Genomic DNA, 25,716 nt, shown 5'->3' with positions numbered 1-25,716 from the left:
GCCCCGGTTTTGACCGGGGCCTTTTTTGTTAGGATTGCTGGAAATCGGCCAAGCTGACCTGCCCATCCTTGTTGCGATCCAGCGCTTTCAGCCAGATGTCAGTTCCGGTGATGAACTCGTCATGGCTGATCTGCCCGTCCTGGTTTGAGTCGTTGAATTCACGTTTCAGCGTATCGACTGCCTGCATCGCTTTGCTGCGCTCCGCTCCGGTTTCAGTCGCGGCGGCGCGGGTTGTGTCGAAAAGGTCATATTCTGCAGTGTCGAGAACACCATTCTCGTCAGCATCGAACATGTAGAAAATGCCTTCGCGCTGCTCGGTCGCCTCTGGCAGGCTGATAACCCCGTCACTGTTCAGGTCCCAACTTTCGAAGAAATGTTCCAGCCCCTCATCCGCATGGCTGGCGGCGAATGCGGCACTTGCTGAAAAAGTCGCGATGAGAGCGGCAAAGATTGGTTTCATTTCATTTTCTCCATCGTTGTCTGTGTGAAACGTGCAGCAGATCTCGATCCGTCAGGGACAAGGTGACGCAGTTAGCTGCCGGACAGCTCGTCGAAACAGTCCAAGGCCTTGGCGGCATACATCATCGACGGTCCGCCCCCCATCTGGATGGCCATAGCCAAAACATCCGACACTTCTTCGCGTGAGGCACCAGCTTTGATCAAAGCTTCGGTGTGCAGGGAAATGCAGGGTTCACAGCGTACGGCTATGGACATACCCAAGGCGATGAATTCCTTGGTTTTATAATCCAGCGTACCGCCTTCCTTGACCGATTTCCCCAATGCGCCAAAAGCACGCGCGGTATCAGGGATGGTGCTGTTCAAGTTACGCAAGCCCTTGCGGGTTTCATCCAGCGCGTTTTGCCAGGTCATAGCAAAGCTCCTCTTTATACATATCAAAAATAGCATATGAAGCGGAGCAGCAAACTCGACTTTGATCTTGATCAGTTCGCCGGTTTTTTTGCGACGAAGGCAAGATTGTTCGCTGGCATCTCGGCGATTTCCAGCAACACAAGCCCGTTGGCGCGCAAAAGTTCCTGCATTTGGGTATCGTCCTTATAGCCGATATCCGGGTCTTGCTGGATCAGAGCGTCATGGAATCGTTTGTCGCCGTCACTTGTCAGCGCGCCTGCGCGCATAAATGGCCCATAGAGAACCAGACGCCCTTTGGGTCGCAAGGTCAAAGCCGCTTCGGATACCAAAGCCGTCACCTCGGCCCAGCTGATCAGATGCAGAAGATTGATCAGAACGATAAGGTCTTTCTGGTCGAAACTCTGGCTCCAACCAAGGACAGTCGCGTCCAGATGAACCGGAGGCGCAACATTGGCCAATCCCGCAGAATAGGCGCTTATACTGGCCCGGCGTTCTGCTGAGATTTCACTGGGTTGCCAGTTCAGGCCGGGCAGGCGCTGGGCAAAGGCAAGAACATGCTGACCTGTTCCGCTTGCAAGCTCCAGCGCATCACCCGATTGGGGGGCAACGCGATCTAGCAAATCGCACAGGACGTCTGAATTCCGACTGGCTGCAGGGGCGACCAATCTGCCACCATCCCCTTCGTTGGCGACGCTGGCATTTGAGGGCAACTTACGCTTGCTCATCGGCGGAGCCTTTCGGGTTTCAGCGCCGCAACTGCATCGGGATCAATCGTCGGTGCAGAACCTGACACCAGATCGCTAACCAGTTGTGAAGCCCCCGGCGCTGTCTGAAAGCCATAGCCGCCCTGAGCGGCAGACCAGATGAATGACCGATCCGCAGGGTCCGGCCCCAAAACCAGCGTGCCGTCCGGGGCAAAGCTGCGCAAACCGGCCCAGTTGCTTTCCAGACGTGTGACGGGCTCGGTCACCATTGCTTCATAGCGGGCCAGACCTTCGGCCAATACCATATCGTCTGCATAGGCATCGTGGGGCGTGGTCGGGTCCGCCTCGGCAGGTGAGACCAGCAGCTTTCCTGCATCCGGTTTGGCATACCAGCTTTCCCCGACACCCAGCATCATGGGCCAGTTGCGAACATCGTGACCACCGGGCGCAGGAATACGTGCCATTGATCTGCGGCACGGACTGATCCCGATTGGCTCAATTCCGGCCATCAGCGCGACCTCATCCACCCAGGCGCCAGCAGCGTTTACGATCTGACGTGCCTCGAACGTATCTTGCGCCTCGACGGTCCAGTGTCCGGACTTGCGAATGCGCGTCACCCTCTGACGGGTGAGGACTTTGCCTCCGCCCGCTCGGATTCTGCGCGCGAAATCCTGCAAGACACGATCGGTGTCGACATCCCGAGCGCTGTTACTGAGCGCGGTAAACCCCACCGTCGAAAGATTCAGGATCGGAATGCGCTGCAGTGCATCCTCCAAATCTATCGGCTGAACGCCAAGGTCTGCCACGTCTTTCTCAAATTGATCCTGTTGATGCTTTGCCGCTACCAGCATCAATCCGCGCGGGGTGAGATAATCGTTGTCCTCAAAATAGGCGGCGCTGGCTTTGGACAGCGCCACAACCGAATCCGGCCCATACTCCTGTTCGAACAGGGCGGCAGATCGGCCTGACGTATGGTAGCCCAACGCGTCCTCAGCTTCGAGAACGATTACTTCACCATGTGCGGATAAGCGTGCAGCGGTGCTGAGACCGGCAATACCGCCTCCGATCACTAGAAAATCGATCATTCGCGCCTTTCTGATCCGGATATCCCGAACCGAACGGGTTGTATTTGAGTCTGAGCGGACCATTGCATGGGCGTCGTCGCCCGAAAAGACGCAAGTTCAAGGTATCGGACACTTGATCGCACGCTTCCAGACTGGTTTTAGTGCACATATCAGAAGATTTGGAGACAGACGTGGACATGGCAAACCTTCATCCAATGGCAACGGGCCATATCCCCGCTTATGTCACGCAGGCAGATGGCAGTGATTATCTTTTTACCTTCATGCTGATTTTCACCGTTGCCATGGTTGTTCTGATCGGCGTGGCGTATTTTACCCTGCATTCGATACCGGAAAAGATGGCGCATGAGACAAATCATCCGCAATTCCAACTGGTTGGGATTCTGGCGCTTCTGGCTCTGTTCACGCATAATGGCATCTTCTGGGTTGCTGCGGTACTGGTCGCTGGCTTCCAGTTTCCTGACTTTGCAGCGCCATTGCGCTCAATCGCTGACGCGATCCGGTCGTTGGCACCGGGGCAGACGCCGGCTCCGGAGCCCGAGCCAGAACCAAGCAAACCAGAAGTGCAGGGGCATTGAACCATGATTGAGACGATGCTGTGCGCACTGATTACCGTGCTTCCCGACTATCTGTTCCGTCGTTTTGTGCAAGGCAAGCGGATCGGGCATGAGATCACCCTGTTCACCATGTGGTACGAGCTGCGCTGGGGCCTCACGACCTGTGCCATTCTGGCGCTGACGGTGATTACGACGCTGTTTTACTTCCACCCATCCAGCAAAACTGCGGCGTCCTATTTCCGCACCGTGACGATCCTGCCGCAACTGGGGGGGCGCGTGTCCGAGGTTTATGTGCGCAACAATGAACAGGTCACCGCAGGTCAACCGATCTTCCGGATCGAGGATTTCGCCCAGACCGCTCAGGTTGAGGCCGCCAATGCGCAGATCGCACAGGTTCAAGCCTCGTTGAAAGTGGCCCAGACCGATCTGGCCGAGGCTGAGGCAGGGATCGCGGGCGCGCGTGCCGCCCTTGATCAGGCGCTGGAGGATCTGGAGCGTAACACAACCCTACGCGATGAAGGATCCAGCGCAGTGCGTCTGGCTGAAATCGACCGGCTCGAAAATCTGGTTGCCGAACGCGAGGCCCAGGTCAACGCAGCGGTCTCGCAGCGCGCAGCCGTCGTGCAACAGATCGAAGAGCTGATCCCTGCGCAACTGGCCAGCGCCAACGCGCAGCTGGATGCGGCGCTCACGGAACTCGAAAAAACCGTGGTCAGTGCGGGCGTGAGTGGTCGGGTTGAACAATTCGGTTTGCAGGTTGGCGATTATGTCAGCCCGCTTCTGCGCCCTGCGGGTATTCTTGTGCCATCCAACTCGGGTCACAACCGGTTTCAGGCCGCGTTTAACCAGTTGTCCGCGCAGGTCATCAAACCCGGCATGATCGGAGAGCTGGGCTGCATGACCAAACCTTTCACCGTGATCCCCGTGGTGGTGGTCGAGGTGCAGGATGTGATCCCCTCGGGCCAGATCCGCCCCACGGATGAGCTGCGGGACGTGCAGAACAACACCAACCCAGGCTCGATCCTTGTCTATCTTGAGCCGCTCTATGAGAGCATGGCCGACGATGTACCACCGGGCAGCAATTGTCTGGCGAATGTCTATACCGACAATCACGAACGGTTAGAGCATGAGGATCTGGGTTTCTGGAAAAAGTCATTCCTGCATGTGGTGGATACGATTGGCGTCGTTCATGCAGCGGGCCTGCGGTTGCGCTTGATACTGATGCCAGTGAACACGCTGGTTCTGAGCGGGCATTGAGCGGGAATAAACCGGTTCCAGCTTTTTGCTGAGACAAGGCATTCAGGTAAGCTACATGACCGGTCCCAACCGCTCTTCCGAATATGCGTGCGCCATTATCATGCAGGACGAAAAAGTGCTGCTCGGGCGGCGCGCGCATTTTCGGGCGTCCTATCCGAATTGCTGGGATTTCGTTGGTGAAAAATCGAAATCGGAGAAACGCCTGAGCAGGCTCTTATCCGTGAACTGAACGAGGAAATCGCCATTTCACCCATCGAACCCCGCTATTTCGATCAAATCGTCGATACCGGGGTCAATGCTGAAACGCCGCCGGTTTACCGGTTTTTTCTGGTCCAGAAATGGCAGGGCGGGGCTCCCGTTATCAACAACCATGAACACTCGCATCTTGAGTGGTTCAGCTTGCAGCAAGCCTGAGACTTGTCGAATCTGGCCTTGCCCGAATACCGCCCGCTGCTTCGCGCCGCTTTTGATCACGCAGGGTGATCCGGTAATCTGAATCAAAAAAAGGCCCGCCTGATGTGCGGGCCTTTGGTTAGTCAGCTTGTCTCGATCTTACTGCGGAATTTCATCTTACTGTGGAATTTCGCCTTCCAGCCCTTCGACGTAGAAGTTCATGCCCGCAAGTGTGCCGTCATCGGCCACTTCGCCCTCAGCCAGCCAGTCGCTGCCATCCTGCTTTTTCAGCGGTCCGGTGAAGGGGTGGTACTCACCCGCAGCCATGGAGGCTTTCATCGCCAGCGCTTCTTCCTTGACGTCGGCGGGAACCGCATCTGAAATCTCGCCGATCTCAACCATGCCTTCGCGGATGCCGTCCCATGTGTTCACGGTCTCCCACGAGCCATCCATCACCGCTTGGGTGCGCGCGATGTAGTAAGGCGCCCAGTTGTCGATGATCGAGCTGACGCGCGGGAACGGAGCGTATTCGCTCATGTCCGAGGCCTGACCGAAGGTAACGACGTTGCCCGCCTCTTGCGCAGCCGCCTGTGGCGCGGTCGAGTCGGTGTGTTGCAGGATCACGTCCGCGCCCTGTTCGATCAGAACGGTGGCGGCATCGGCCTCTTTCGCTGGGTCGAACCAGGTGTAGGCCCAGACGATCTTGAACTCGACATCCGGGTTCACCTTCTTGGCGTGGATATAGGCCGAGTTGATGCCGCGGATCACTTCGGGGATCGGGTAGGAACCGATGTAACCGATGATGTTCGACTTGGTCATCTTGCCTGCGATATGGCCCTGAACGGCGCGACCTTCGTAGAAACGGGCCGAGTAGACCGAGACGTTGTCGGCGGTCTTGTAACCGGTCGCGTGCTCGAACTTCACGTTCGGGAATTTCTTGGCCACGTTGATCGTCGGGTCCATGTAACCAAACGATGTGGTGAAGATCAGATCAGCGCCTTCCAGTGCCATCTGGGTCATCACGCGTTCGGCGTCCGGACCTTCGGGAACGGATTCGACGAAGACGGTTTCAACCTTGTCGCCAAACTCTTCCTCTACGGCCAAGCGGCCCTTGTTATGTTCATAGGTCCAACCGCCGTCGCCCACCGGGCCGACATAGACGAAACCGACCTTGGTCTTGTCTTGAGCCATGGCCCCCGAGGCCAGACCCAGCGCCATGGCGGCGCTTGCCAGAAGTGTAGTGAATTTCATGTGTTACTCCCCAAGTTGGTTTAGTTAGCCCCTAGTGTGAGGCATGGAAGGTCCGGCCCAATGCGGCAGGTGCGCTGCTCTTGTCGGCCGAAAGGATCACAAGCACAAGGATCGTGATGATATAGGGCGACATTGCCAGATACTCGACAGGAATGGCAACGCCCGCTGCCTGTAAATTAAGCTGCAACACGGTGATGCCGCCGAACAAATAGGCGCCCAGCAAGGCCCGCCATGGTTTCCAGCTGGCGAAGACCACCAGCGCAAGAGCGATCCAACCAACGCCGGCGGTCATACCTTCGGTCCATTGAGGGACGCGGATCAGGCTGATGTAAGCCCCACCAAGGCCCGCGCAAGCGCCACCGAACAGGATCGCCATGATGCGGATTTTGATGACTTTGTATCCAAGCGCGTGTGCCGCATCGTGGTTTTCACCCACCGCGCGCAGGATCAGACCGACACGGGTGTATTTCAGCGTGGCCCAAACGGCCGCCGTCAACGCGATGCCGACATAGAGGATTGGGTCATGCTGGAACAGGATCGGGCCGATCACCGGGATATCGCTGATCAATGGGATGTGGATATCGGCCATGTCCGGGGGTTTGACGCCCACATAGCTCTGGCCCATCAGGGCGCTGAAGCCGAGGCCGAAGAGGGTCAAGGCAAGGCCACTTGCCACTTGGTTGGCCAATGCCACCTGCGTCAGCAATACGAACAGTAGCGACAGAACCGCACCGCCTATGGCAGCCGCGATAAAGCCCAACCAGGGTGAGCCGGTTTCGACCGAGATCGCAAAGCCGCTGATTGCGCCGACGATCATCATGCCTTCGACGCCGAGGTTCAGGACGCCTGCCTTTTCGACGACCAGCTCTCCGATCGCGGCCAGCAGCAGGGGGGTTGCGGCCACCATCAGCGAGGCGACCAGAAGGACGGGGTTAATTTCACCAAGGTCCATATTACGCTACCTCGCTACGGGCCGCACGGATGCGGTAGTTTGTCAGAAGATCGAAAGCCAGCAGGAAGAACAGAAGCATGCCCTGAAACACCTGAATGGCAGCGGCAGGCAGACCCAGCTGCGACTGCGCGATTTCACCGCCGATATAGGTCAGCGCCATCAGCCCACCAGCCAGCAGGATGCCCACCGGGTGCAGGCGGCCCAGGAAGGCCACGATAATCGCGGTAAAGCCATAGCCGACGTTAAAGTCGATGCTGACCACGCCAGAGGGGCCCGAGACTTCAAACATCCCCGCCAGACCAGCGAGAGCGCCGGACAGACCCAAACAGAACAGGATCAGGCGAGCAGGGTTCACACCGGCAAACTTCGCGGCCCGAGGCGCTTCGCCTGTCAGGCGGATGTGGAAGCCCAGCATGTGTCGGTTCAGCAGCACATAGGCGAAGATCACAGCGATCAAAGCCGTGACGACACCCCAATGCATCCCTGATCCTGCAATCAGCTCGGCATTATGAGCGCTGTCATAGGACTGCAGATTACGCGAGCCCGGAAAACCGAACCCTTCGGGATTTTTCAACAGACCCAGCGAAACCGAGGCCAGCATCTGCTCGGCCACATAGACCAGCATCAGCGACACAAGGATTTCGTTGGTACCAAAGCGCACCTTCAGGAAGGCCGGGATCATCGCCCACAGCCAGCCGCCAAACGCGCCCGCAATCACCATGATCGGAAAGATGTAGAACGCATCCAGAGGGTAGAAGGCCAGACCAGCACCGGCGCCAAAGATGGCACCCATGATGTACTGCCCCTCGGCCCCGATATTCCAAATACCGGCGCGGAAGCCCAGTGACAGACCGATGGCGATCAGCACCAGCGGCGCGCCTTTAACCAGCAATTGCGGGCGGTAATAGAACGCGAACTCACCAAACAGCGGTTCCCAGAAAATGGTGCCGATGGCCTCGACCGGGTTCTTGCCCAGAATGGCGAACAGGATGCCGCCAAAAACCATCGTTGCCAGCACCGCGACCAATGGGGTGGAATAAGACCACGCCTTGGACGGCTGAGGCCGTTTCTCCAACACAATCATCTGCTCATACCCCCGTGTTTCTCTTTTCTTTTAACTGTTTAGACATGGGCCACCTCCATGCCATGCGCACCGCCCATCATCAGCCCGATCTCGTCAACGGTCAGGCCCGTGGTTTCGCGCGGGGCGCTTAGTCGTCCTTCGTTCAGTGCGGCAAAGCTGTCGGAGATTTCCATCAGTTCATCGAGGTCTTGCGAGATGCAGATGACCGCAGTTCCCTTGGCCGCCAGATCCAGAATGGCCTGCCGGATCGAGGCCGCCGCCGCCGCATCCACGCCCCATGTCGGCTGGTTCACCACCAGAACATCCGGGTTCTGCAACACTTCGCGACCGATCACGAACTTCTGCAGGTTCCCTCCCGACAGCGAGCGCGCCGCGTTCTCAGGGCCCGGCGTCCGGACGTCAAAAGCGCTGATGATCTTCTCAGCAAAGCTCTTTGTTTCGGTCCATTTAAGGAAGCCGTTACTCTCAAGCCCTTCGCGGACCGAACCGGTCAGCAGGGCGTTTTCGATCAGGCTCATATCCGGCGCCGCCGCGTGACCCAGCCGTTCTTCGGGCGCGGTCAGCACGCCTAGTTTCCGCCTGGCAGTCGGGCCGAGTTTACCAATACGCTGGCCGTTGAATTTGATCGCGTCGGCGGCCGTCTGAATTTCACCTGACAGCACACCCAGCAGTTCGTCCTGGCCGTTCCCAGCGACGCCACCAATGCCCAGAACCTCGCCCTTGCGGACGGTCATGTGGATATTCTTCAGCGCCGTACCGAACTCTGATGGCGACGGCACCGACAACCCACTGACATCCAGCGCAACATCCCCGAACTCACGCCCCGATCGCTCCGGTGTCTGCAGGGTCGAGCCCACCATCATCTCGGCCATGTCACGCGCCGAGGTCTCAGCCGGGACACACTCGCCCACGTTCTTGCCCAGACGCAGGATCGTGGCGTGATCACACAGAGTGCGGATCTCTTCCAACTTGTGCGAGATATAGAGGATCGAGGTGCCCTCGGACCGCAATTTGTTCAGCGTCTCAAAAAGGATATCAACCTCTTGCGGAGTTAGAACCGAGGTTGGCTCGTCCATGATCAGCAGCTTCGGATCTTGGAGCAGGCAGCGGATGATCTCGACCCGCTGACGCTCGCCGGCGGACAGGTCTCCAACGGTTCGGTAGGGGTCGAGAGGCAAGCCGTAGGTCTCGGATACTTCGCGGATTCGCGAGGCCAGATCACCCATCGGGGGCGGGTTCTCCATCCCCAGCGCGATGTTCTCGGCCACGTTCAGTGCGTCAAACAGCGAGAAGTGCTGGAACACCATCGCGATCCCATCGCCGCGCGCCGCGCGCGGTTCTGGCGGCGCAAAAGGTTGGCCGCGCAGCAGCATCGTACCGCTGTCGGGTTTCACCAATCCGTAGATCATCTTCACCAGCGTGGATTTGCCCGCGCCGTTTTCTCCCAGCAAGGCGTGAACCTCGCCTTCGCCGATGTCAAACGACACCTGATCATTGGCCACGACGCCGGGATAGGCCTTGGTCAGCCCTTGCAAGCTCAAAAGTGGAGTGGTCACGCGCTCAGGTCCTTCTTCAACTCGGTTTGTCGGGCCGGACGCAACAGTTGCGCGGCAACGCCGACGGCGATCATTTGCGGGTGTTTGCCCAAGCCGGGATCGCCGATTGGACAAGTGATCCGGCTGATCCGCTCGGGCGAATGCCCAAGGGCTGCCAACCGCGACCGGAATCGCGCCCATTTCGTAGCCGAGCCGATCAGCCCCGCAAAGCGGAAATCGTGCAAAAGCAGCCGGTTGCACAATTCCAGATCCAGATTGTGTGAATAAGTAAGCACAAGGTGCTCGGCATTGGGTGGTGCATGGCGAACCAGCTCGGTCGGTTTGGCGGCTGGAACTGTAGTGACACCAGCTGGGACCGAGGCCGGGAAGCGCTCGGGTCCGGTGTCGACCCAGGTGATCGCAATGCCGGGCAAGGGGGACAGAACATCCACCAGTGCCCGTCCGACATGGCCTGCGCCCCATATCCATAGGTTCCAGGTCGGCTTGTGCAACGGCTCAACCATCCAGCCGTCGATCAGTTGCGGTTCGGGGGCAATCCCCTGACCGCGCGCAGTTGCCAGCAACCTTTTCACGGACAGAGGCATTTCGCCTTCCGAGGCAGACCGCACTATGATCGTGTCGTCGAGCGCTTCAACCGCCTTTAGATCAAAGACTTCGCTAAAAAGTGAAACTGCACCGCCGCAGCATTGACCCATATCGGGGCCGAGCGCGTGGTGGGTCAGGCGGGATTGGGCTGTTTGTTTCCGCGCGATCTCTGCCGCCTGAAATTCCAGTGCCCCACCACCAATTGTGCCGCTTTGCCCGTGTTCCCAAACCAGCATTGCAGCGCCGACTTCGCGCGGGGATGACCCCTTGATCGCAGCAATGACCACCCGGGTGACTTTCCCGTGGGTTTTGACCGCCTCCCTCAAAGCCTCTCGATCAAATCCCATCAGATGCCTCCCTTCATCCTTTGGACGCCGTGCCAGACTTCCTCTGCCGTGGCAGGAGCATTCAGCGCCGAGTAGCTCTCGCCGCAGGCTGTAACCGCATTCGACAAGGCCAGCCACGCCGATATGCCCAGCATGAACGGCGGCTCTCCGACGGCTTTGGAACGATAGATCGTGTCCTCGCGGTTCTCGCCGTCCCAAAGTGCGACGTTGAAGATGTCAGGTCGGTCCGAGCAGGCCGGGATTTTGTAGGTCGAGGGCGCGTGCGTGCGCAGATTGCCCTTGCCGTCCCAGACCAGTTCCTCGGTCGTCAGCCAGCCGGCACCTTGCACATAACCGCCCTCAACCTGTCCGATATCCAGCGCTGGGTTCAGCGAGGCACCGGCATCATGCAGAATATCGGTGCGCAGGATGCGGTTCTCGCCGGTCAGTGTGTCGACGGCGACCTCGGTGATTGAGGCTCCGTAGGCAAAGTAAAAGAACGGACGACCGCGCCCGGCGATCCGGTCCCATTCGATTTTGGGTGTTTTGTAGAACCCGGTTGCCGACAGGCTGATACGACCCTGATAGGCCAACGCAGCAGCTTCGGCGAAGGTATAGCGTTCTTCGCCGACCGAAACGTGGCCGTCCGAGAAGGTAACAGTTGACGGATCGGCTTGGTGCCGCTCGGCCAGATAGTCAGCCATCCGGTCGCGGATCGTGTCGCAGGCGGCTTTCACTGCCATACCGTTCAGGTCACTGCCCGAAGACGCTGCTGTGGCCGAGGTGTTCGGCACCTTGGCGGTATCTGTGGCAGTAATCTTGACCATCTCCAGCGGAATGCCAAAGCGGGATGCTGCGACTTGAGCGACCTTCTGGAACAGACCCTGCCCCATCTCGGTGCCGCCATGGTTCAGGTGGACCGAGCCGTCCTGATAGACATGCACCAGTGCGCCCGCCTGATTCAGATGAGTCAGCGTGAAGGAAATCCCGAATTTGACCGGAGAGAAGGCGATGCCCTTCTTGATCACGCTGTTCTCGGCATTCCATTTTTCTATCGCTGCCTTGCGCGCGGCATAGTCGCTGGATTTCAGCAGAGCTTCGGTCATGCCGTGCAGTTCGAAATCGCTGACCTCCATCCCGTAGGGCGTGGTGTTGCCGCCTGCGGGCAGGGGGCGCACAGGGGTGTCCCCCATCTCAACTGCGCCCCGGCTTGTCAGGTCTTCATGCGGGTCGGGGTGACCCAGTGGTTTCTCTGCCGGCGCAGCCTCAGCAACCTTGTGCGCTGGTTCATAATAGTTGCGACGGCGTAGTTCGACTGGGTCCAGCCCCAACTCATACGCCGCATGATCCATAACGCGTTCGATGCCGACCATGCCCTGAGGGCCTCCGAACCCGCGATAGGCGGTGGCGGATTGGGTGTTCGTCTTCAGCCGGTGGCTCTCGATCCGGGCATTTGGCAGCAGATAGGCATTGTCTGAATGCAGCATCGCTCGGTCCGCGACGGGCAGAGATAGGTCCTGTGCCCAGCCGCAGATTGCGTGGTGTAGGAACGAGACGCCCTGAATGTGCCCGTTCGCATCGAACCCGGCCTTGTAGGAAATGCGGAATGCGTGGCGCTTGCCGGTGATGATCATGTCGTCATCGCGGTCATAGCGCATCTTGCAGGCTTTGCCGGTTGCACGCGCTGCAACAGCACAAGCCACTGCCAGAGCATTGCCTTGGCTTTCCTTGCCGCCAAAGCCTCCGCCCATCCGGCGGGTTTCAACCCGGACCGCGTGCATGGGAACACCCAAAGCGTCGGCTACTTTGTGCTGAATCTCGGTCGGGTGTTGGGTCGAACTGTGCACCAACATGTCCGCGCCTTCATTCGGCACGGCCAATGCAGCTTGACCTTCGAGGTAGAAGTGCTCTTGTCCGCCAAGTTCGAAAGACCCTTCGATCACGAGGGTCGCGCCAGAGATAGCCGCATCTGCATCACCCTTGGCGTAAATGCGCGGGCCACCTTCGAACCGGCTGTCAGCGGCTAGAGCCTCTTCGACTGTCAGGATCGGGGTTTCTTCCGCGTAGTCGATCTTCCCAAGCCGTGCGGCTTTGCGAGCGGCCAGATGGCTGGTTGCGACAACCAGAAATACAGGCTGGCCGATATAGTGAATGGTGCCGTCTGACAGCAGAGGCTCATCATGGATCGACGGAGAGACATCGTTTGCGAAGGGCAAATCCTCAGCAGTCATCACCATGACAACGCCTTCGGCAGCTTTCACAGCTGACAGGTCGATCGATGTGATCTTGCCCTTGGCGATCGGGCTCAGCCCAAAGGCCAGATGCAGAGAACTCTTTGGCGTCGGTATATCGTCCACATAACGGGCCGAGCCGGACACATGCAAAGGGGCCGCATCGTGGGGGAGGGGTTTGGTCACGCTCATGCCGACACCTCCAATACGTTGGTCACCTCGCCCTGATCTTCGAAGTAATACCTCTCGAGCATCGCTTTGGCGGTTTCCAGACGATAGGTGGCCGAGGCGCGCATGTCCGTGAGTGGTGAGTAATCGTCGGCAAAGGCAGGAAGCGCGGCGCCAATCGTCTCGCGCGACCAGGGTTTGCCGATCAGTGCGGCCTCGACATGGGATGCCCGTTTCGGAGTACCAGCCATGCCACCAAACGCGATGCGCGCTTCGGTGACTGCTCCGTCCGTAACGGTGATATTGAAACACCCGCACACAGCTGAAATGTCCTGATCGAACCGTTTGCTGAGTTTGTAGGCTTTCAGGCGATCTGTCTGACGCGGGAAGCTGACGGCTTCGACAAACTCACCGGGTGCGCGATCTTGCTTGCCGTAGTCGATAAAGAACTCTTCCAAAGGAAGGGACCGGCGGGCTTCGCCTTTGCGAAGGTGTAAAGTTGCGCCCAAAGCAATAAGCGCAGGCGGGTTGTCCCCGATGGGCGAGCCATTGGCGATGTTGCCACCGACGGTCGCGGCGTGGCGCACCTGAACGCTGGCGTAGCGGCGGATCATTTCGGCATAAGAGGGGTGCAGGTCAGCAAGCGCCTCCCCTATACGGTTCATATCGACCATGGCGCCGAAACGGATTTCTTTGTCGGTGATGGTGATCTCTTTCAGATCTTCGCAGCGATTGAGGAAGATCACTGGGTCCAGATCACGCAACTGCTTGGTGACCCACAGACCCACATCGGTCGCTCCGGCCACCAGAGTGGCATCGGGGTTTTCGGCATAGACAGCCGCAAGCTCGTCGGACGATCCCGGCAGCATCGGCGACGCGGCAGGGCTTGCGACGGGTTTGTCTTTGACCCAAACCGGTACAGGTTGCTCCTCGGCGGCTTTCGCTGCTCGGATAATGGGCGCATAGCCGGTGCAGCGACACAGGTTTCCGGCAAGCTGAGTGTCATGATCCGTCGCGCCAGTCGCGTGACCGGCAACCATCGACATGACAAAACCGGGGGTGCAGAAGCCGCATTGCGAGCCATGCAGGTCTACCATCGCCTGTTGCACCGGGTGCGTCTCGCCATTCGGGCCGCTTGCGCCTTCGACGGTGCGCACGGCTTTGCCATGTAGCTGAGGCAGGAACAGGATGCAGGAGTTCAACGCCTTGTGGCCACCGTCATCCGTCACCATGACGGTGCAAGCACCGCAATCGCCCTCGTTGCAGCCTTCCTTGGTGCCGGTCAGGCTGCGATCCTCGCGCAGCCAGTCCAGTAGGGTAGCCGTCGGATCAACGTCGGTCAACTCCACTGTCTCTCCGTTCAGAAGAAACGTGATATTCATTCGAGAAACCCGTCGCGTTACCCGGTTGCGCCCGTTTGGCCCTCCTTCGATGCGACGTAGAAAGAGTGGCGGGCGTTAGCTTGCCATCAGATGTTAGAAACAGCGCACCTTATCTGGCAAGAAAAACTGCCTATATGATACACCATTGGACCCGCGCGGCTTATAAATATCGCGTTTGTTTAAAAGTCAGTCGCTTGTAAATAAAGCGCTTTTTGAACTCGGCCCCAGATCAATCCCGAAGCACCTTCTAGAAAAGCCAAATAATCAACGTCGATTTTTTAAGCATTCAAAAGCGTCGGTTCCCGCTTTTGCAGCGCCGCTGGCTGGGATAGCGTAGGGGTCATGAGCAGTACCCCTCGATTCATTCACCTCCGCGTTCACACCGAATATTCACTGCTGGAAGGCGCCGTGCGACTGAAGAAGTTGCCGGGCTTGTGCGAGCAGATGGACATGCCCGCCGTTGCGGTGACAGACACCAATTCGATGTTCTCAGCCCTCGAGTTCTCGGTAACCGCAAGCGGGGCTGGCATCCAGCCCATCATGGGGTGCCAGATTGATCTCACATACGTTCGGGTGCAGCCGGGTGAAAAGACCAAACCTCCTGCGCCATTGGTTCTGCTGGCACAGTCAGAGGTGGGATATGAGAACCTGATGAAGCTGAGCTCCTGTCTCTATGTAGACAAGGGTGGTCAGTTGCCGCAGGTCACTTTGGATGAGCTGGCGGAGCGATCAGACGGTCTGATCTGTCTGACCGGTGGCCCCGACGGGCCGGTGGGGATGCTGTTGCAGCAAGGGCAACGCCCGGCAGCAGAGGCATTGGTGGATCGGCTGGCAGAGATGTTCCCGGACCGCCTGTATATCGAACTACAGCGGCACCCCGGGGAGGACGGTCAGCCCGAGGCCGAGCGTCTGTCCGAGCGTGGCCATGTCGAGATGGCCTATACCAAGAACCTTCCGCTGGTCGCCACCAACGATGTCTATTTCCCGACCTCGAATATGTATGAGGCGCATGACGCGCTGATCTGTATCGCCGAGGGGGCCTATGTCGACCAGCAGGAAGGCCGCCGCCGCCTGACCGCGCAGCATTATTTTAAGTCGCAGCAAGAGATGGTGACACTGTTCGCCGACCTGCCCGAAGCGATTGAGAACACGGTCGAGATCGCCAGACGCTGCGCCTTCATGGCCTATCGCCGCGATCCGATCCTACCGAAATTCGCGGATGATGAGGTGGCAGAACTGCGCCGCATCGCCAATGAGGGTTTGCAGAAACGTCTGGCCGTTGTTCCGCATGCGGTAACGCCCGAAGAATATCAGGAACGGCTGGATTTCGAACTCGGCATCATCGAAGGTATGGGCTTTCCCGGGTATTTCCTGATCGTTGCGGACTTTATCCAATGGGCAAAGGATCATGACATTCCAGTGGGGCCGGGGCGGGGCTCAGGTGCCGGATCTCTGGTGGCTTACGCGTTGACAATCACCGACCTTGACCCGTTGCGTTACAGCCTGCTGTTCGAGCGGTTCCTGAATCCCGAACGGGTCTCGATGCCCGACTTCGATATCGATTTCTGCATGGATCGCCGCGAAGAGGTGATCCGTTATGTTCAGCAGAAATACGGGCGCGACAAGGTGGGGCAGATCATCACCTTTGGTGCGTTGCTGTCGAAGGCTGCAGTCCGCGATATCGGGCGAGTCTTGCAGATGCCATACGGGCAGGTGGATCGCCTGTCCAAGATGATCCCGGTAGAGGGCGTCAAACCGGTTTCCATCGAAAAGGCGCTAAAAGACGAGCCGCGTCTGCGGGAAGAGGCGCGAAACGAAGAGGTGGTGGAGCGTCTGCTTACCTATGGCCAACAAGTCGAAGGCCTATTGCGGAACGCTTCGACCCACGCGGCGGGGGTTGTGATCGGAGATCGCCCTCTGGATGCGCTGGTGCCGCTCTATCAGGACCCTCGGTCCGACATGCCCGCGACACAGTTCAACATGAAATGGGTGGAGCAGGCCGGGCTGGTCAAGTTCGACTTTCTTGGCCTGAAAACGCTGACTGTGATCCAGAACGCAATGGATCTGATCTTCAAATCCGGGCGTGACCTTCACATAGCGCCCGATGGCACGGAACTCTACGAACCCGCTGACGGAGCTGTGAACCAGATCAACGCCATCCCGCTGGATGATGAAGCGACGTACAGGCTCTATTCAGCGGCCAAAACGGTTGCGGTGTTCCAGGTGGAAAGCTCGGGCATGATGGATGCGCTCAAGCGTATGAAGCCCGACTGCATCGAAGATATCATCGCGCTGGTCGCGCTCTACCGTCCCGGCCCTATGGAGAACATCCCCAAGTTCTGCGAGGTTAAGAACAAGCTGAGCCAGCGGGACACATTACATCCCTCCATCGACCATATTCTGGACGAAACCCAAGGCATTATCGTTTATCAGGAACAGGTGATGCAGATCGCCCAGGAAATGGCGGGCTACAGCCTCGGCGGCGCGGACCTGTTGCGCCGCGCGATGGGTAAGAAAATCCAGGAGGCGATGGATGCTGAACGGCCCAAATTCCTCAAGGGCGCTGCTGAGAACAATGTGGACGAGGCCAAGGCGACCGAGGTCTGGAACCTGCTGGACAAGTTCGCCAACTACGGCTTCAACAAATCTCACGCCGCTGCTTACGCGGTGGTCAGTTATCAGACCGGTTGGCTGAAGGCGAACCATCCGGTCGAGTTCATGGCGGGTGTCATGAACTGCGATATTCATCTGACCGACAAGTTGGCGGTGTACTTTGAGGAGGTCCGCAAAGGATTGGACCTGCCTTATGTGCCGCCCTGCGTAAACCGTTCGCTTGCAACGTTCGACGTGGTGGATGGAGAACTTGTCTACGCGCTGGGCGCGCTCAAGAACGTAGGTGTTGAAGCGATGAATCTCGTGGTTGCGGGGCGAGACGATAAGCCCTTTGTCAACCTGTTCGACTTTGCCCGCCGGGTTGACCTGAAGAAGGTTGGCAAACGTCCGCTTGAGATGATGGCGCGTGCCGGAGCGTTCGATCAACTGGACGGCAATCGACGTCGCGTGTTCGAAAGCCTCGATGCGCTTGTGAGCTATTCGAGTGCGATCCACGAGCAGAGAAACTCCAACCAGGTCTCGCTGTTTGGCGAAGCAGGGGACGACCTGCCCGAGCCGCGCCTTTCGCCCAGCCCCGACTGGCTGCCAGCTGAACGTCTGAGCGAAGAGTTCAAAGCGATCGGGTTCTACCTGTCCGGCCACCCGCTCGACGACTACATGCCAGCGCTCAAGCGCAAACAGGTACTGACGCTGGATGAGGTGATCGAAAAGGCCCGCTCAGGCCCATTGATTGCCAAAATGGCAGGCGTCGTCGCCGGACGGCAAGAGAGGAAATCGGCCCGCGGCAACCGCTTTGCTTTTGCGCAGCTCTCCGATCCGACAGGAGCTTACGAGGTCACGCTGTTCTCGGAGACGCTTGAGAAATCGCGCGAGTTTCTGGAGACCGGCGCGCAGGTGGTTCTGACCGCCGAAGCAACCATGGAGGCCGATCAGCTCAAGCTTCTGGGCCGATCTGTCGGCCCGGTCGATGCGGTCGTGGCCGAGGCCGGAGCAACAGGTTTGCGTATCTATCTGGATCAGCCAGAGGTCTTGCCGACCGTGGCAAAGGTGCTGGAAGATGCGAGCACTGCGGCCAAGGGTGCCAGTAAGGGGCCGATCCAGCTGTGTCTGCTGGACCCCGCCCTGCCGGGGGATGTCGAAATGGACCTGGGCCAGGATTTCCCCATCAACCCGCAGATCAAAGGGGCGATCAAATCGCTGGACGGTGTCATGTCGGTCGAAGAGATTTAGAAGCCGGTTTTATTGCCACAGCGTTTTCGCGCAGATAGGCTGCCTTTGCACACTCTTTACGCGTGAAACAGGAGGGCATTGGTTTGGCATTTTCAGGTATTGGCTCCAGAGCGATGGTTTTGGCGGGTGCAATCTCGCTTACCGTGGCGACCGCGGCATTTGCGGATGATAAAAAGAAGAAAAAGACTATCGAAGGCGCGCTGATTGGTGCCGGTGTTGGTGCGCTGATCGGTGACGGCAAGGGCGCGGCGATCGGTGGTGTAGCCGGGGCGATTATCGGACATAACTGGAAATGACTGCCATGCGTATGACCTCATTCAGAAGTGTTTTTGCAGGGATTTGCGTGTTACTGCCGGGTTGGTCGATAGCTGACGAGGCTGCAGATCAGATGGTGCAGGATGCGTTGCCTGTGATGCACTACACATGCGCCTCGATTGCTCAAGAAGCGGATGGTGACGAAGCCTTTGTTGTGGCCGTTGTTGAAAAGATGACGGCCCTGTCGCTCTACAATCGCCAGATCAATATCGAAGATTATGCGACGACCGACGAAGAAAAAGCCCAACTGCGCGAAACCTTCATCGCTGCATTGTCCGAGGGTTGCGCAGCGGACAAAGATGCCCTGTTGGGAGGAGTGGTCGATAACGCGGTGAAATCTACGCTGGGGTTATGACCGCTTAGTAATGCGGTGGGCGTTCGTCGCCGAACACGACCCCGCCTGATCCTTCCTGTGCCCGTTCGGCCTCGCGCTGTAGCAGCATCTCGATCCGGCGGGTGAGGCGGTCGATTTCGCTCTGTTGTTTGGTCACAACCGCGTTCAACTCGTCCACGGTGCGAGTCAGATGGGCGATCTGTTCTTCCAGATGCTGCATAGAGTTCTCCTTACACGCGTCTCATAGCGACCCTGTGACGCCGTGGCCAGTGAAACCCCGCCTTGCCCCGATGCAGGCCATGGGATAGACCGCGCGCGGAACACTAAGCCCCAAGGACGCCCCATATGGCCAAGCCCAAGAAACAGCCCCGCCCCAAGGCCGTCACGCCAAAAGGGTTCCGCGACTATTTCGGCCAGGAAGTCTCGCAGCGCACCGAGATGCTGCGGACGATTGCGGGCGTCTATCATCGCTATGGGTTCGACGCTTTGGAGAGCAGCGCGGTCGAGACGGTTGAGGCGCTGGGCAAGTTCCTGCCCGACGTGGACCGCCCGAACGAAGGTGTGTTTGCGTGGCAGGAGTTTGACGAAGGCGGCAACGGCGACTGGATGGCCCTGCGCTATGATCTGACCGCGCCTCTGGCCCGCGTCTATGCGCAGCACCGAAACGATCTGCCGACGCCCTATCGTCGCTATGCGATGGGTCCGGTTTGGCGCAACGAAAAGCCGGGGCCGGGGCGGTATCGCCAGTTTTATCAGTGCGATGCGGATACGGTCGGCACGGCCTCGATGGCTGCGGATGCCGAGATCTGTGCCATGCTTTCGGACACCTTGGAGACTGTGGGCATTCCACGCGGCGACTATCTGGTGCGCGTGAACAACCGCAAGGTTCTGAATGGCGTGCTTGAGGCGATGGGACTGGGTGAAGACGCCGCCGCCCGTGACAATGTCCTGCGCACCATCGACAAGTTCGACAAGGTGGGCGAGGCCGGTGTCCGCGAGCTGCTGACCAAGGGCCGACTGGATGCGTCTGGCGCGTTTATCGACGGCGTGGGCCTTAGCGACGATCAGGCCGAGCCTGTGATCGCCTTCCTGACCTCCAAAGCTGCAGATACTGCCGGGACGCTGGCCAATCTGCGCGTTGCCGTAGGCGACAGCAAGATCGGCGCGGATGGTATTGCCGAGCTGGAACAAATTGGTGCTCTGCTGGATGCGGGCGGATATGGCGCGGATCGGATCGAGATTGATCCTTCGGTCGTACGTGGCCTCGGCTACTATACCGGGCCGGTTTATGAGGCCGAACTGACCTTTGAGATATTCGATGAGAAAGGCCGCAAGCGGCAGTTTGGATCGGTGTCAGGCGGCGGGCGTTATGACGATCTGGTCAAACGCTTCACCGGGCAGGAAGTGCCTGCAACTGGTATCTCGATTGGCGTGGACCGCCTGCTGGCCGCTCTGCGCGAGAAGGGCCGGATCACCGCGCAGGCGACAGGCCCCGTGGTTGTCACAGTGATGGACCGCGACCGCATGGCCGACTATCAGGCGATGGTGGCCGAGTTGCGCAATGCCGGTATTCGGGCCGAGGTCTATCTGGGCAACCCCAAGAACTTCGGCAATCAGCTGAAATATGCGGATAAACGGAACTCTCCGGTTGCGGTGATCGAAGGCGGCGATGAGAAGGCGAATGGTATTGTGCAGATCAAGGACCTGATCCTTGGGGCCAAGATCGCCGAGAGCGCCACGCTGGAGGAATGGAAAGAACGCCCCAGCCAGTTCGAAGTGCCACGTGGCGATCTGGTCGCCAAAGTGCGTGAAATTCTGGACAGTCAGGACTAACCCATGGCGAACCGTTCCCAGATACAGGCCCGCGCCTCCATGATGCGTGTCCGGTTCGAGGCGGCGGGCGCGCAGGTGGTGGACACGCCCCTGCTGCAACCGGCCGGGACGCTGTTGGATCTTTACGGGGAAGATATCCGCGCGCGTGCCTACGTGACCTCGGACGCGCTGCGGGGTGAGCAGATGCTGCGCCCGGATTTCACTCTGCCGGTGGTCCAGATGCACATGTCCGAAGGAGCTGAGCCCGCGCGTTATACTTATTCCGGCGAAGTGTTTCGCCGTCAGGAGCACGACCCGGACCGGGCCAACGAGTATATTCAGGTCGGTTACGAAGTCTTTGACCGCGAAGATCCCGCCGGGGCCGATGCCGAAGTGTTCTCGTTGTTTGCCCTGCAGCTGCGTGGGTTGCCGCTGCGGGCAGCGACCGGCGATATCGGCATTCTGACCGCTGCCGTTGCCGGGCTGAAAACAACCGACCGTCGCAAAGCCGCGCTTATGCGGCACCTCTGGCGGCCACGCCGGTTCCGCGTTTTGTTGGACAGATACGCCGGACGCAAATCAGGGCCCGAGGGCCGGGATGCGCTGCTGGACGCTGCCGACCCATTGGTGATGGATACGCCCATGATCGGCAAGCGCCGCGCTCCGGAGATACTTGAACGGATCGAAGCTTTGCGCGAAGACCGAGCCGCGCCGCCGATCTCGGACAATGAACTGGCCGGGCTGGAAACGCTGCTGAACGTGCGCGAGACCATGCCATTCGCGCTGGAACAGTTGCGCGACGTAGCGGTCGACCTGCCTCAGATTACACCCGCTCTGGATCGGCTCGAGGCCCGGATCGCTGCCCTGCAGGCGCGGGGTGTGAATGTTGATCGGCTAGATTTTGAGGCATCCTACGGCCGGACATCGATGGAGTATTACGACGGTTTTGTCTTTGGCTTCTACGCCGAAGGCCGCCCTGATCTGCCGCCGGTCGCAACTGGCGGGCGCTATGACGCGCTGACCCGGCAGTTGGGTGACGGCTCGGAGATCCCTGCCATCGGCGGTGTGATCCGCCCCGATCTGATGCTGGAAGTCGAGGAGGGCGCGCAATGAGCCTGAAACTGGGCGTGCCTTCGAAGGGCCGGTTGATGGATAAAACCTTCGCATGGTTCGAAAAGCGCGGCATCACCCTGTCGCGCAGCGGATCGGATCGCGAATATGCGGGTAAGGTCGAGGGGATCGACGGTGTCTCGCTGATCCTGCTCTCCGCCGGAGAAATCCCCCGTGAACTGGCCGCCGGGCGCATTCATCTGGGCGTCACCGGCGTCGATCTGGTGCAAGAGAAGCTGCCGCGCTGGGAACAGCAGGTCGAAGAGGTCGTGCCGCTGGGCTTTGGCAAGGCGGATCTGATCATTGCGGCGCCTGCCTGCTGGGTCGACGTTGATACTCTGGATGATCTGGACGCGGCAGCGGCGGGTTTCCGTAAAGCCCATGGTCACCGGCTGCGCATCGCCACGAAGTATCATCGCTTGGTTCGGGAATTCCTGACCGACGCAGGCGTCGCAGATTACACGCTGGTCGATAGCCAGGGCGCGACAGAGGGCACTGTGGTCAACGAAACCGCCGAGGCGATTGCGGACATCACCTCGACCGGCGAGACGCTGCGGGCGAACCACCTGAAAATTCTGTCGGACGGGTTGATCCTGCAGTCACAGGCGACGTTGTGGCGCAGCCGGGTTGCGAAATGCGACGCGGACGAAAAAGCAATACTGAACGATCTGCTCGATCGCCTGCGCTAAAGTACGCCGATATCCGCCAGTGCGCGGTTCAGATCGTCGGGTAGGGTGTCGTCCTGCTCGCGAGTTTCCGGCAGGTCGGCAGGCGTATCCTCGGGTTTCAGATACCGCCAGCCTTGGAAAGGACGTTTCAGGGCATTTTGCGTGCGGTGCACCTCGGGGTCCAGTACGATGGCGCAACGGCGGATACCGTCCTCGCCGCGCACCTCATCCAGCCTGAGGATGCGCTGGCGGCATTGCACGACGCCCTTGATCACCCAATAGATTGAACCGCCATTCAGAATCTCAGCCTCGCGCTTGGGCCACATGCGGGTGACGTGGCGCGGGAAACCGTCTTCATAGAGCGGCTTTCGGCTGTCCTGCCACGCCATCAACGTGTCGACGCTTTCCGATCCGACCGAAAGTTTGATGAGGTTTACATACTTATCCACAGCTTTCCCACAGAGTCGTCCCAAGACTAATCCTTATATTGTAGCTCACTGCGCAGTGTCATCAAGGTGTTGTGGTGAAGGTGTGATCTAGGATAGTCTGAATGCCTCTTTCAGCACAGGGAATCACCAATGAGCCGCTTTGCCGCCCCCATCGCCGAGCAGATCTGGGACATGAAATACCGCTTCAAGCAGGCGGATGGTGCACCCATCGATCAGACGGTTGAGGACAGTTGGCGACGCATCGCCCGCGACCTGACGCGGGTGGAAAAGGACCCGGCGCATTGGGAGCAGAAATTCTTTGAGGCGCTGGAGGACTTCAAATACCTCCCCGCTGGCCGTATCACCGCCGGGGCGGGCACCGCGCGGCAGGTGACCCTATTCAACTGCTTTGTCATGGGCACGATCCCCGATAGCATGGGCGGTATCTTCGACATGCTGAAAGAGGCCGCGCTGACAATGCAGCAGGGTGGGGGGATCGGCTATGATTTCTCGACCATCCGCCCGCGTGGCGCGGATGTGAAAGGGGTCGCGGCAGATGCCTCTGGCCCGCTGAGCTTCATGGATGTCTGGGACGCCATGTGCCGTACGATCATGTCCGCAGGCTCGCGCCGCGGGGCGATGATGGCGACTATGCGTTGCGATCACCCGGATATCGAGCAGTTCATTACTGCCAAGTCCGACCCGGCCCGTTTGCGCATGTTTAACATGTCGGTGCTGGTGACCGATCCTTTCATGGAGGCCGTCAAGGCTGATGGCCCGTGGGAGCTGGTGTTCGATGGCAAGATCTATCACACTGTTCAGGCGCGTGATCTGTGGAACAAGATCATGCAGGCCACCTATGACTATGCTGAACCCGGTGTGATCTTCATCGACCGCATCAATCAGGCCAACAACCTCAGCTACGTCGAGACCATCGCCGCGACTAACCCGTGCGGCGAGCAGCCCCTGCCGCCATATGGTGCCTGCCTGCTTGGCTCGATCAACCTGGCACGACTGGTTGCGGAACCTTTCGAGGAGGCCGCCCATCTGGATGAGGACGCGCTAAAGGAACTGGTCGCCACCGCTGTCCGCATGATGGACAATGTGGTTGACGCGTCGAAATTCCCGCTGGCCGAACAAGAGGCCGAAGCGCAGGACAAGCGCCGCATCGGGCTGGGCGTGACGGGTCTGGCCGATGCTCTGTTGATGATGGGCCTGCGTTATGGCTCGGACAAGGCGGCGCGTCAGACCGAGCGCTGGTTGCACGCGATCGCCCGCGCCGCGTATCTGGCGTCGGTCGATTTGGCGAAGGAAAAAGGCGCGTTCCCGTTGTTTGACGCCGAGAAATACCTTGCCAGTGGTACTATGCAGCAGATGGACGAGGATGTGCGTGACGCGATCCGCGAGCATGGCATCCGCAATGCCCTGCTGACTTCTATTGCACCAACGGGGACGATTTCGCTTTATGCAGGCAATGTCTCCTCGGGGATCGAGCCTGTCTTTGCCTATGCCTATACGCGAAAGGTGCTGCAAAAGGATGGTTCGCGCACCGAGGAAGAGGTTGTGGACTACGCCGTGCAGATGTGGCGTGATAAGTTTGGCGACACCGAGCTGCCAGAATATTTCGTGAATGCGCAGACGCTGTCCCCGTCTGACCACGTCAAGATGCAGGCGGCAGCGCAGAAATGGATCGACAGCTCGATTTCGAAGACCATCAACTGCCCCGAAGATATCAGCTTTGATGCCTTCAAGGATGTCTACATGCAGGCCTGGGATCAGGGCTGCAAGGGGTGCACCACCTATCGTCCGAATGATGTTACGGGCTCAGTTCTGACCGTATCCGAAAGCGCTGACAAGGCCCCGGGCGAAAGCGCCGATGCGCCGCATCAGGTCGACGGTGGCGAGGTAGTCTACATGTCCGAACCGTTAGACCGCCCGCAATCGCTGGAGGGCTCAACTTACAAGTTGAAATGGCCTGACAGCGAGCACGCAATCTATCTGACGATCAACGACATCGTTCATGGCGGTCGCCGCCGACCGTTTGAAGTGTTCATTAACTCCAAAAACATGGAGCACTATGCCTGGACGTTGGCCCTGACCCGGATGATCTCGGCGGTGTTCCGGCGCGGAGGCGATGTGTCCTTCGTTGTTGAAGAGTTGAAGGCGGTGTTTGATCCACGCGGCGGGGCTTGGGTCAAAGGTAAGTATATCCCCTCGATTCTGGCTGCGATTGGTGGAGTGATCGAACAGCACATGGTCAATATTGGTTTCCTTGAAGGCGAAGGGATGGGCCTGAAATCCGATCCTCAGGCGCAAGTGGTCAACATGGATGCCCCACGCGGCAAAGCTTGCCCGTCCTGCGGCCAGTTTGACATGGTGATGATCGAAGGATGCATGACGTGCCGCAGCTGCGGTCATTCGAAATGTGGTTAGCAGATCTAGATTGAAGTTTGTGTGGCGTTTCACGTGACATGACCTAAACGTTTCAATAGGTCATTTTAGGCTGGTGATATGAGAAAACGGCCTCGGATTTCTTCCGGGGCCGTTCGCAAGTCTGACAGGGACAAACGATTGAGATTTCGCTGGGCTGAAGACATTATCAGGCGTTGATACGGGTGGAAAGTGGACGTCGCTGCAGTTGCAAACCTATCCGGTAGCGCATGCGAAAGCCGACCTTCGCGGGCGACGTCTACGGCTGGATTCTAAGATACAAAGAATCCTTGTGATTTCGTAAGCGGAGATGGCTTGGACATGCGTGACGAAACTAAACAGGCGCTCCCATGTTCAGGCAGTCAGTTTGAAGAGGCT

24 protein-coding genes are annotated in these 25,716 nt (G+C 58.8%); 11 read left to right on the top strand and 13 right to left on the bottom strand.

Going from position 1 to position 25,716, the window contains the following annotated elements:
- Window positions 1-28: 28 nt before the first annotated feature.
- The 4 genes from ACR0NF_RS19365 to ACR0NF_RS19350 form a co-directional block, all read right to left on the bottom strand.
- The gene (locus ACR0NF_RS19365) at window positions 29-460 is read right to left on the bottom strand and encodes an EF-hand domain-containing protein (protein ID WP_480778800.1); all 432 of its coding nucleotides are present in this window, start codon (window positions 458-460) and stop codon (window positions 29-31) included.
- 71 nt (window positions 461-531) lie between these two features.
- Window positions 532-870 (bottom strand): carboxymuconolactone decarboxylase family protein, encoded by a 339-nt coding sequence (locus ACR0NF_RS19360; protein WP_480656893.1) that lies wholly within the window; start codon window positions 868-870, stop codon window positions 532-534.
- 71 nt (window positions 871-941) lie between these two features.
- Window positions 942-1,595 (bottom strand): DUF938 domain-containing protein, encoded by a 654-nt coding sequence (locus ACR0NF_RS19355; protein WP_480778799.1) that lies wholly within the window; start codon window positions 1,593-1,595, stop codon window positions 942-944.
- The gene (locus tag ACR0NF_RS19350; protein ID WP_480778798.1) at window positions 1,592-2,659 is read right to left on the bottom strand and encodes an NAD(P)/FAD-dependent oxidoreductase; all 1,068 of its coding nucleotides are present in this window, start codon (window positions 2,657-2,659) and stop codon (window positions 1,592-1,594) included. Before ACR0NF_RS19350 ends, ACR0NF_RS19355 begins: the two co-directional genes overlap by 4 nt.
- 176 nt (window positions 2,660-2,835) lie before the next feature.
- On the opposite strand from ACR0NF_RS19350, the gene ACR0NF_RS19345 reads away from it, so the two are divergent.
- From ACR0NF_RS19345 to ACR0NF_RS19330, 4 genes are read left to right on the top strand one after another with little or no spacing between them, the layout of a single operon-like run.
- On the top strand, window positions 2,836-3,234 hold the full coding sequence (locus ACR0NF_RS19345; RefSeq protein WP_480668128.1) for a hypothetical protein: 399 nt from the start codon (window positions 2,836-2,838) through the stop codon (window positions 3,232-3,234).
- Between the two features lie 3 nt (window positions 3,235-3,237).
- Complete coding sequence (locus tag ACR0NF_RS19340) at window positions 3,238-4,470, top strand: HlyD family secretion protein (RefSeq protein WP_480468830.1); 1,233 nt, start codon at window positions 3,238-3,240, stop codon at window positions 4,468-4,470.
- Between the two features lie 55 nt (window positions 4,471-4,525).
- Window positions 4,526-4,699, top strand: a complete 174-nt coding sequence (locus tag ACR0NF_RS19335) for a hypothetical protein (protein WP_480468831.1) — start codon at window positions 4,526-4,528, stop codon at window positions 4,697-4,699.
- Window positions 4,654-4,884, top strand: coding sequence for an NUDIX hydrolase (locus tag ACR0NF_RS19330; RefSeq protein ID WP_480485046.1), 231 nt, complete (start codon window positions 4,654-4,656; stop codon window positions 4,882-4,884). Before ACR0NF_RS19335 ends, ACR0NF_RS19330 begins: the two co-directional genes overlap by 46 nt.
- 156 nt (window positions 4,885-5,040) lie before the next feature.
- On the opposite strand, the gene ACR0NF_RS19325 is transcribed toward ACR0NF_RS19330, so the two are convergent.
- From ACR0NF_RS19325 to xdhA, 7 genes are read right to left on the bottom strand one after another with little or no spacing between them, the layout of a single operon-like run.
- Window positions 5,041-6,114, bottom strand: a complete 1,074-nt coding sequence (locus tag ACR0NF_RS19325; RefSeq protein ID WP_480468832.1) for a BMP family ABC transporter substrate-binding protein — start codon at window positions 6,112-6,114, stop codon at window positions 5,041-5,043.
- A 31-nt stretch (window positions 6,115-6,145) separates the two neighbouring features.
- Window positions 6,146-7,066 carry an ABC transporter permease gene (locus ACR0NF_RS19320; RefSeq protein WP_480468833.1) on the bottom strand — a complete coding sequence of 307 codons (921 nt, stop codon included), beginning with the start codon at window positions 7,064-7,066 and terminating at the stop codon, window positions 6,146-6,148.
- A gap of 1 nt (window position 7,067) precedes the next feature.
- Entirely contained in the window at window positions 7,068-8,150 is a 1,083-nt protein-coding gene (locus tag ACR0NF_RS19315; RefSeq protein WP_480468834.1) for an ABC transporter permease, read from the bottom strand.
- A gap of 38 nt (window positions 8,151-8,188) precedes the next feature.
- Complete coding sequence (locus tag ACR0NF_RS19310; protein ID WP_480668129.1) at window positions 8,189-9,706, bottom strand: ABC transporter ATP-binding protein; 1,518 nt, start codon at window positions 9,704-9,706, stop codon at window positions 8,189-8,191.
- Complete coding sequence (gene xdhC, locus ACR0NF_RS19305) at window positions 9,703-10,638, bottom strand: xanthine dehydrogenase accessory protein XdhC (protein WP_480668130.1); 936 nt, start codon at window positions 10,636-10,638, stop codon at window positions 9,703-9,705. Before xdhC ends, ACR0NF_RS19310 begins: the two co-directional genes overlap by 4 nt.
- Window positions 10,638-13,040 carry a xanthine dehydrogenase molybdopterin binding subunit gene (gene xdhB, locus ACR0NF_RS19300; RefSeq protein WP_480778797.1) on the bottom strand — a complete coding sequence of 801 codons (2,403 nt, stop codon included), beginning with the start codon at window positions 13,038-13,040 and terminating at the stop codon, window positions 10,638-10,640. The genes xdhC and xdhB overlap by 1 nt, the downstream gene beginning before the upstream one ends.
- Entirely contained in the window at window positions 13,037-14,398 is a 1,362-nt protein-coding gene (gene xdhA, locus ACR0NF_RS19295) for a xanthine dehydrogenase small subunit (RefSeq protein WP_480468838.1), read from the bottom strand. The genes xdhB and xdhA overlap by 4 nt, the downstream gene beginning before the upstream one ends.
- 342 nt (window positions 14,399-14,740) lie before the next feature.
- Between xdhA and dnaE the strand changes: the two genes are divergently transcribed.
- From dnaE to ACR0NF_RS19280, 3 genes are all read left to right on the top strand, one after another.
- Window positions 14,741-18,241 carry a DNA polymerase III subunit alpha gene (dnaE, locus tag ACR0NF_RS19290; protein ID WP_480468839.1) on the top strand — a complete coding sequence of 1,167 codons (3,501 nt, stop codon included), beginning with the start codon at window positions 14,741-14,743 and terminating at the stop codon, window positions 18,239-18,241.
- A gap of 62 nt (window positions 18,242-18,303) precedes the next feature.
- Window positions 18,304-18,537: a YMGG-like glycine zipper-containing protein gene (locus ACR0NF_RS19285; protein WP_480468840.1), complete on the top strand. Its 234-nt coding sequence runs from the start codon at window positions 18,304-18,306 to the stop codon at window positions 18,535-18,537.
- Window positions 18,538-18,548: 11 nt separating this feature from the next.
- On the top strand, window positions 18,549-18,911 hold the full coding sequence (locus tag ACR0NF_RS19280) for a hypothetical protein (RefSeq protein WP_480778796.1): 363 nt from the start codon (window positions 18,549-18,551) through the stop codon (window positions 18,909-18,911).
- A 4-nt stretch (window positions 18,912-18,915) separates the two neighbouring features.
- Here the strand turns inward: ACR0NF_RS19280 and ACR0NF_RS19275 are convergent, their stop codons facing one another.
- Window positions 18,916-19,110, bottom strand: a complete 195-nt coding sequence (locus ACR0NF_RS19275; protein WP_480468842.1) for a SlyX family protein — start codon at window positions 19,108-19,110, stop codon at window positions 18,916-18,918.
- A 125-nt stretch (window positions 19,111-19,235) separates the two neighbouring features.
- On the opposite strand from ACR0NF_RS19275, the gene hisS reads away from it, so the two are divergent.
- The 3 genes from hisS to hisG are packed head-to-tail and all read left to right on the top strand — an operon-like array spanning window position 19,236 to window position 22,501.
- Window positions 19,236-20,723 (top strand): histidine--tRNA ligase, encoded by a 1,488-nt coding sequence (gene hisS, locus ACR0NF_RS19270; RefSeq protein WP_480468843.1) that lies wholly within the window; start codon window positions 19,236-19,238, stop codon window positions 20,721-20,723.
- Between the two features lie 3 nt (window positions 20,724-20,726).
- A complete protein-coding gene (locus ACR0NF_RS19265; protein ID WP_480468844.1) occupies window positions 20,727-21,815 on the top strand; it encodes an ATP phosphoribosyltransferase regulatory subunit in 1,089 nt (362 codons plus the stop codon).
- Window positions 21,812-22,501 (top strand): ATP phosphoribosyltransferase, encoded by a 690-nt coding sequence (gene hisG / locus ACR0NF_RS19260; protein WP_480778795.1) that lies wholly within the window; start codon window positions 21,812-21,814, stop codon window positions 22,499-22,501. The genes ACR0NF_RS19265 and hisG overlap by 4 nt, the downstream gene beginning before the upstream one ends.
- Here the strand turns inward: hisG and ACR0NF_RS19255 are convergent.
- Window positions 22,498-22,929, bottom strand: a complete 432-nt coding sequence (locus ACR0NF_RS19255) for a DUF1489 family protein (RefSeq protein WP_480468846.1) — start codon at window positions 22,927-22,929, stop codon at window positions 22,498-22,500. The genes hisG and ACR0NF_RS19255 overlap by 4 nt on opposite strands.
- A gap of 129 nt (window positions 22,930-23,058) precedes the next feature.
- Between ACR0NF_RS19255 and ACR0NF_RS19250 the strand changes: the two genes are divergently transcribed.
- Complete coding sequence (locus tag ACR0NF_RS19250) at window positions 23,059-25,341, top strand: adenosylcobalamin-dependent ribonucleoside-diphosphate reductase (protein WP_480468847.1); 2,283 nt, start codon at window positions 23,059-23,061, stop codon at window positions 25,339-25,341.
- Window positions 25,342-25,716: the final 375 nt, after the last annotated feature.

The sequence above is a fragment of the Ruegeria sp. CF4 genome (genome assembly GCF_056537345.1).
Note: the sequence above shows the minus strand (reverse complement) of the source record. Positions and strands in the feature narration are given on the sequence as shown.